Origin of the sequence: Cyanobacterium stanieri LEGE 03274 (genome assembly GCF_015207825.1) — a bacterium.
GTDB lineage: Bacteria > Cyanobacteriota > Cyanobacteriia > Cyanobacteriales > Cyanobacteriaceae > Cyanobacterium > Cyanobacterium stanieri_B.
Genome location: NZ_JADEWC010000036.1, coordinates 20,963 through 28,636, shown reverse-complemented (window position 1 = coordinate 28,636; position 7,674 = coordinate 20,963). Strand labels below are relative to the sequence as shown.

Sequence of the window (7,674 nt, the reverse complement as noted above, 5' to 3'; positions counted from 1 at the left end):
AAAAATATGTTGAGAATCAAAAAATTCCTCAAGAATAAGGAATTAAAATGTTTTGTTTATTGGTCAAAATTCATCACCCGTTAATTCCTATGGGCATTTTTGTTGCTGAGGAATCTAACGGGTGTCCCCTTTTGACACTTTTAAGATAGTAAACTTTACCAATCAGATTGCCCATTCCCTGCCTTAACCAGAAAATATTATCCCAAACTTAAGTTAGTTAAATTTGACCATCCCATCTCTCTGTGATTTCATGGAATGAAAAACAAAAATTAACATTACAAAATGTAAGATCCCCGAAAATAGTTGTTAGATTGTTGTTAGAACTAATGTATATAAGCAGTTTAGATAACAAATATAACTATTTTTCAAGTTAATAATGGATTTAACAAACTTCCCTTGGCTAACGACAATCATTCTTTTCCCGATTGTGGCCTCCCTTCTCGTTTTTGTCATCCCCGATAAAGACGGTAAAACCATAAGATGGTTTGCCCTCACTGTGGGCTTAATAGACTTCGTTTTAATCGTTTATGCCTTCTACCAAGGTTATGACTTAAATAACCCCAATCTACAGATGGTAGAAAGCTATACATGGATACCAGACATTGACCTAAAATGGTCGGTGGGTGTCGATGGTTTATCCATGCCCCTTATTTTGTTAACGGGCTTTATCACTACCCTCGCCATTATGGCGGCATGGCCTGTAACCCTTAAACCTAGGTTGTTTTACTTCTTGATGTTGGCAATGTATGGCGGACAAATAGCCGTTTTTGCCGTGCAGGATATGTTACTTTTTTTCCTCGTGTGGGAATTAGAATTAGTCCCTGTTTACCTCATCCTGTCTATATGGGGCGGTAAGAGACGACTTTATGCAGCCACCAAATTTATCCTTTATACCGCTGGAGGGTCTTTATTCATCCTTGTAGGGGCTTTAACTATGGCTTTTTACGGGGATACCGTGACCTTCGATATGAGTGCGATCGCCCAGAAAGACTATGGTTTAAACCTGCAACTATTACTATACGGTGGGTTTTTAATCGCCTACGGTGTCAAACTACCCATTTTCCCCCTCCACACATGGTTACCTGATGCCCACGGGGAAGCCACCGCCCCTGCCCATATGCTCTTGGCCGGAATTTTGCTCAAGATGGGTGGTTACGCCCTCATCCGTATGAATGCGGGAATGTTACCCGATGCCCATGCAGTTTTTGCCCCTATCCTGATTATTTTGGGGGTAGTAAACATCATTTACGCAGCCTTTACCTCCTTTGCCCAACGTAACCTGAAACGAAAAATTGCCTACTCCTCTATTTCCCACATGGGTTTTGTACTAATTGGTATCGCCTCTTTTACCGACATAGGTATGAGTGGTGCTATGCTACAAATGATTTCCCATGGTTTAATCGGCGCGAGTCTATTCTTCATGGTTGGGGCTACCTACGATCGCACCCATACCCTCATGTTAGATGAAATGGGGGGAGTTGGTAAAAAAATGAAAAAAATCTTTGCCATGTGGACAACTTGTTCTATGGCATCCCTTGCCCTGCCTGGTATGAGCGGTTTTGTGGCAGAATTAATGGTATTTATTGGCCTTGCCACCAGTGATGCCTATGGTATGACTTTCCGAGTGATTATGGTATCCCTCGCCGCCGTCGGAGTTATCTTAACCCCCATTTATCTCCTTTCCATGCTCAGAGAGTTAATGTATGGCCCAGAAAACAAAGAATTGGTATCCCATACCAAACTTATTGATGCCGAACCCAGAGAAGTGTTTATTATCGCTTGTTTACTTATTCCCATCATCGGTATTGGTTTATATCCCAAAATTGTCACCCAAATTTATGACAGCACCACCAATCAACTTACGGCATTATTAAGAAACTCCGTGCCTAACTTAGTAGAAACAGAAATTGCCGATAAAACCAAAAATCAATTTGTAGCCCTCCAAGCCCCAACCATTGATTAATAATTTATCTGTAAATAAATTTTAACCCCTCTTTTAACGGAGGGGATTTTTTTTGTTATCAATTCTCAATTGCTTGAATATTTCTTTAAACAAAAATAAATGGTAAGATCTAATCATAGCTAGGGGTGTCTGAAAAAATAGGCTGAGAAAAACCCTTAGAACCTGAGACTGGGTAATACCAGCGTAGGAAAGCTGTTTATAGAGGAATCAAAATATGCGAACAGAATGGATTGCGAAAAGACGGGGACAGGCTAACGTGTCTCAGATGCACTATGCCCGTCAAGGTGTGATAACAGAAGAAATGCACTATGTAGCAAAGCGGGAAAATTTACCCCCTGAGTTAATACGGGATGAAGTAGCAAGGGGCAGAATGATTATTCCTGCAAATATCAATCACCCTAATCTTGAACCCATGTGTATCGGGATTGCGTCTAAATGTAAGGTAAACGCCAATATTGGAGCTTCTCCCAATAGTTCTAATATTGATGAGGAAGTAGATAAACTTCACCTAGCGGTGAAATATGGGGCCGATACCCTCATGGATTTATCCACAGGGGGCGGTAATTTAGATGAAATTCGTACCGCTATTATCAACGCATCTCCTATCCCCATCGGCACTGTACCCATTTACCAAGCCCTAGAAAGTGTCCACGGTAATATCGAAGATTTAACGGCACAAGATTTTTTACATATCATCGAAAAACACGCCCAACAGGGTGTAGATTATATGACTATCCATGCGGGTATTTTAATCGAGCATTTACCCTTAGTACGTAATCGTATTACTGGTATTGTTTCCCGTGGTGGCGGTATTATCGCCCGTTGGATGTTGCATCACCATAAACAAAATCCTCTTTATACTCATTTTGACGATATTATCGAAATCTTCAAAAAGTATGATGTATCCTTCAGTTTAGGGGATTCTTTGCGCCCCGGTTGTACCCATGATGCTTCCGATGAGGCTCAATTGGCTGAGTTAAAAACCCTCGGACAACTAACCCGCCGTGCATGGGAACATGATGTACAGGTAATGGTAGAAGGGCCCGGACACGTACCCATGGATCAAATCGAGTTTAATGTTAAAAAACAGATGGAGGAATGCTCTGAAGCTCCTTTCTATGTTTTAGGGCCTTTAGTTACTGACATCGCCCCAGGTTATGATCATATCACCAGTGCGATCGGTGCTGCCATGGCAGGATGGTATGGTACGGCCATGTTATGTTACGTTACCCCCAAAGAGCATTTAGGTTTACCTGATGCGGAAGATGTGCGTAACGGCTTGATTGCTTACAAGATTGCAGCTCATGCGGCGGATATTGCCCGTCATCGCCCCGGTGCAAGAGACAGGGATGATCAACTTTCTGAAGCTCGTTACAATTTTGACTGGAATCGTCAGTTTGAGTTATCCTTAGATCCAGACAGAGCAAGGGAATATCACGATGAGACTTTACCCGCAGACATTTACAAAACTGCGGAATTCTGCTCTATGTGTGGGCCTAAATTCTGTCCTATGCAAACCAAGGTTGATGCGGATGCCCTTACGGAGTTAGAAAAATTCTTGGCAAGGGAAGAAGAGGCGAAAAAACAACCCGTAGCTTAATTATTTTCCAATGCTAACCCTTCTCCTAGTCTATGGAGAGGGGCTTTTTTTATGGTGATTGATAACTGTAATTTAGACTAAAGAAAAATTGTAAGACAATCAATAAGCTAACAAAAATTAGCTTAAAAAGAAAAGAAATTAAGTTAACTGTTCCTTGAAAGTTAAGTTTTTTGCCTTAGATAAATGCTTTTTAACCATAGGATAGACTTTAGCGTTATATAATCAGATAAACTTTCAAAATAAAACCATTATGGTACTAACAAAAATAATCCAAAAGTCAGGTGTAGGTAAGCAAAATTTATCATTAGCTCTCACCACAGCCACAACCATTATGGTTAATATAACTATTACGGAGTCTGTCAGCGCTGCTGCACTTATTCAGGGTGCCAAAAATCCAGTTGATATTACTTGGCAGGCCAGTACGATCCATGGCTTTGATTTTATTGCCAATAGTGATAACTTAACCTTAACCAGTTTAGGTTTTTGGGATAGTAACTCTGACGGTTTTTTTCAGAACGGTAGTTTTCAGGTAGGCTTATGGGAAACAGCTACTCAAAATCTTTTAGGTAGCGTAATTATTGATAGTAATAGCACCTTAGATGAGTCTATTACTATCACTAACGGCTTTGGTGTTCCAAGTGTTCCAGGTGTTCCAGGTCAGTATCGTTATGAAGATTTAGCCAGTGCAGTTGATTTAACCAATGGTACTACTTATAGCTTGACCTTTCAAACCGGGCCAAATAGTTTTCCGCAAAATGATTCTCTTGTGCTTTCAAGTAATATTAGTGATACCCAATTTAATGAAGATAACACATTCAATTCTAATATTACCTTTCTTAACCAACGTCGATTTCTGGACAATGCGGGGTTTCTTTTCCCCACCAATGTTTTTGGTAGTGCTATTCCTGGCCAGATTAACGCCCGATTTGCTTCAGCAACCGTCACCACACCTGAAACATCTGCTACGGTAGGAATTATCGCACTAGGTTTATTAGGCTTGGGTGGCATTAAAGGTAAAAAGGATAAAGGAGAAGCGTAGTATATTAATACTTCTCTCCAAATCCTCCCTGCTTCCCCTTGAGAAGTGCAGGAAGGGCGAGGGAAGTATTTTTGTCATTAAAGAAAAATAGAGAGAAAGTCAAATAATGAGAAATTAAACTCTTTCTACGTGAATAAAGATAACAGACTAAAAAATTTTCGTAATGATACCTATGAAATGTTAGTCAAAAGTAAAGAATTTTACAAAATTTCCACAATGCCCTTTTGTCCATCAAGGCGTATAGGTTGATTATTTCTTAATATCCGAGTGGCTTGAGGAATATTCATCACCGCTGGTATTTGATATTCTCGGGCAAGAATCGCTCCGTGGGATAGTTGCCCTCCTATTTCTGTAATGATACCTCCTGCTTGGGGAATGATTAATGACCAACTGGCATCGATATAAGGGGCTATGATTATGGTTTTTTTATCGATTTGAATATTGTGACGGATGCTGTGAATAATTTTTACTTTTCCTTCGATGATACCCATACTAGCGGGGATACCTTGGAGTTGATTTTGACTGGTTTTTGGGGAAATGTTATTGTTAATATTTATTTTCGGACTATTACCATAAATTAGGTTGGGAATTGTCTTTAGGTTTTGATGTTCTTTTAGTTTTTGTTGACGTTTATTGGTTAGGGCGATAATATTTTTATCTTGCTCTATTTTTGTTAATAGGGTTTCTATTTCATTTAATTTAAGCAGGAAAATATCATTTTTATATGCTAATATTTTTTCTTGATATAGTTTATTTCCTATACTTAAGAATGTTTTTCTTAGATGGGCAAATAGTTTATTATTTATTGTTTTGATACTGCTATATAATGTGTATCTATTCTGAATTATTTTTTGTTTTATACTTAGTTTTTTTTGTTTTTGAGCTATATCATTTAATGATTTATCTGCAACAAAGCTAGTAAACATTGTTTTCATGGTACGATGACTTTCTGACCAACGGGGTATGGATATATCATTAATATTGTCACTGAGGTAACCATATGTTTCTAACCATTTATCTAGTCGTTTAATGACGGATTCTCCATCGTTTAATTCTGAAAGGGTTGCAAAAAAAGAGGCGTAGTTATTAGGGTCAATTTCTTGTAGTTGAATGCCTGAAAATAAATTTCTTGTATCGATCGCAACCTGCTTTAGTGCTTGAATGGAGTAAATTTCATCTCGATTATGATGATTTAAATCGTGACTATTAATATTAAATATTTGTTGAGATATTTTATAACCAAGATAAGCTAATGTATTTAAATACTGAGCATCTCTTAAAACTTCTAAAATATGATTAATTCTTGTTAATAATTCTTTATTATTTAATTCATCTGGTTGAATTTCTTCTAGTTCATCTAAAAGGGGGTTAAAAGTGCGATCGCCCTTATTATTAAAATTAGTTCCTAAAGCCCATTCATGGTTTATAAAAGACCATAAACTAGAAATATTTTTTAAGATGAAAAAAGGAGAAAAATTAATATTTTTACCTTCTGCAAAATCATCTAAACATAACCCCATTAACAAAGAATGTTCCGAGCAAAAACTAGCATTAAAATAAGCATAATTATAATGAGAAATAACAATATCATCAAAATCTAAACCCTTCACCTTATCCCCTACAATCACCGTTAAAAGATTCCGAGAAACTCCCGACATTAACAAATGATTAATAGACCAAGACAGAGGAGATAAAGCCTTAGGAAAAAAATCTTTAACTAGGGTTCTCGTCCATAGAGGATATAGGGTACTGATAGGACGATTTTGTAAAACCCAAATATTTTCTCCATCATAAGTCCATTCTATATCTTGAGGAATATTTTGAGCCGCTTTTTCAATTTCCCTCGCAATTTTAGCCACAGAAAACAAAATCCATGGAGGTATATTACCCCTTCCCTGTAATATTTCATCAGTCAGATAAACTCGATATTGTTCAGGGGTAACCCTGTGAGGTGATATCTCATGGGTACTTTGCGCCACTGCTTCGATACAAATACAATCATCAAGTTGATTAATCGGATTACGACTAAAAGCGACTCCCGAAAACTGACCAATAATTTGTTTTTGTACAATTACCACCAAAGATTTTTCCTCAGTGTCTCTATTTTGACGATAATTCAAGGCAACCTGACTATGATAAGACGATAAACAATCAATAATTCTTTGTTTAAGGGTAGCCCCATCAGTAATATTGAGATAACTTGCATAAATACCCGCCGCCGATACCGTCAAAGAATCCTTATCCAAAGCACAAGGCCTCACTACCAAAGAATTTTGTACAGAAGGGTTAGCAAAATCACAGAACGTATCTAAATCATCCCCTGCCTTAATTACCCAGCCATCAGGCACACTATAACCCCATTGTTTTAGTAAAGAAAGATTTGCCGCCTTACTTCCTACCTTCTCAGGGGTTAACTTATCCGATAGAGAAATAACGCCACTATCACCACGGAAAAAAGATAATAATTGAAAGGGGGAATTGTCAGGAAGTTGATCAAAAATCCATAACAATAGACTAGCCAAGGCGATGGTAACAAAAAGATATTCTGGAGAATTAATATTTTGAGCTGATAACACCACCACCATTAAACCGAGAAAACCAATTTTACCCCCTTGGTTGGTGCGAAAGATGGTAAAACTAACGCTACCTAACAAGACGATTAATAATCCTGCCATGGGATTATGGGCTATGATACCCCAAGTAACACTGGTTAAATTACCTTCTCTACCTGCCCAATATACCCCCATAACTAGGGCAATTAATGCCATTATCTCCCAAGGTGAACCCATGGGGAAAAAAGCCCTTGTCATTAAAACCACGGCGATGCCTTTACCCATTTCTGATAACAGGGCTAAACTTCCTGCTAGTTTGCCTCCGTAATAGAAGGATGCGGCGATGGAAACATTACCTGTGCCTAATTTTTTTAATTCTTTTCCCGATACTGCATAGGTAAACCAATCTACTAAAGGAATAGCACCTATCATGGGAGATATGATAAAGACAATTACTGCTCCCCAAATTTCTGTCATGAATTCTCTTGATTGTTATCTTGATTAGATTTTAAGGTAGAAA

4 protein-coding genes and 1 riboswitch are annotated in these 7,674 nt (G+C 38.2%); of the genes, 3 read left to right on the top strand and 1 reads right to left on the bottom strand.

What is annotated here, in order from left to right:
- The first annotated feature begins 376 nt into the window (after window positions 1-376).
- The 3 genes from IQ215_RS12885 to IQ215_RS12875 all read left to right on the top strand — a co-directional run bounded on the left by IQ215_RS12885 (window position 377) and on the right by IQ215_RS12875 (window position 4,602).
- On the top strand, window positions 377-1,963 hold the full coding sequence (locus tag IQ215_RS12885; RefSeq protein ID WP_193801819.1) for an NAD(P)H-quinone oxidoreductase subunit 4: 1,587 nt from the start codon (window positions 377-379) through the stop codon (window positions 1,961-1,963).
- 111 nt (window positions 1,964-2,074) lie between these two features.
- A riboswitch (TPP riboswitch) is annotated at window positions 2,075-2,170 on the top strand.
- A gap of 7 nt (window positions 2,171-2,177) precedes the next feature.
- The gene (gene thiC, locus IQ215_RS12880; RefSeq protein ID WP_193801818.1) at window positions 2,178-3,563 is read left to right on the top strand and encodes a phosphomethylpyrimidine synthase; all 1,386 of its coding nucleotides are present in this window, start codon (window positions 2,178-2,180) and stop codon (window positions 3,561-3,563) included.
- 250 nt (window positions 3,564-3,813) lie between these two features.
- Window positions 3,814-4,602 (top strand): hypothetical protein, encoded by a 789-nt coding sequence (locus IQ215_RS12875; protein ID WP_193801817.1) that lies wholly within the window; start codon window positions 3,814-3,816, stop codon window positions 4,600-4,602.
- A 200-nt stretch (window positions 4,603-4,802) separates the two neighbouring features.
- On the opposite strand, the gene IQ215_RS12870 is transcribed toward IQ215_RS12875, so the two are convergent.
- Window positions 4,803-7,631, bottom strand: a complete 2,829-nt coding sequence (locus tag IQ215_RS12870; RefSeq protein WP_193801816.1) for a glycerol-3-phosphate acyltransferase — start codon at window positions 7,629-7,631, stop codon at window positions 4,803-4,805.
- Window positions 7,632-7,674: the final 43 nt, after the last annotated feature.

Bases quoted from the DNA above. Each gene is read 5' to 3' on its own strand.
- IQ215_RS12885 (WP_193801819.1), top strand. From the start codon at position 377: ATGGATTTAACAAACTTCCCTTGGCTAACGACAATCATTCTTTTCCCG.
- thiC (WP_193801818.1), top strand. From the start codon at position 2,178: ATGCGAACAGAATGGATTGCGAAAAGACGGGGACAGGCTAACGTGTCT.
- IQ215_RS12875 (WP_193801817.1), top strand. From the start codon at position 3,814: ATGGTACTAACAAAAATAATCCAAAAGTCAGGTGTAGGTAAGCAAAAT.
- IQ215_RS12870 (WP_193801816.1), bottom strand. From the start codon at position 7,631: ATGACAGAAATTTGGGGAGCAGTAATTGTCTTTATCATATCTCCCATG.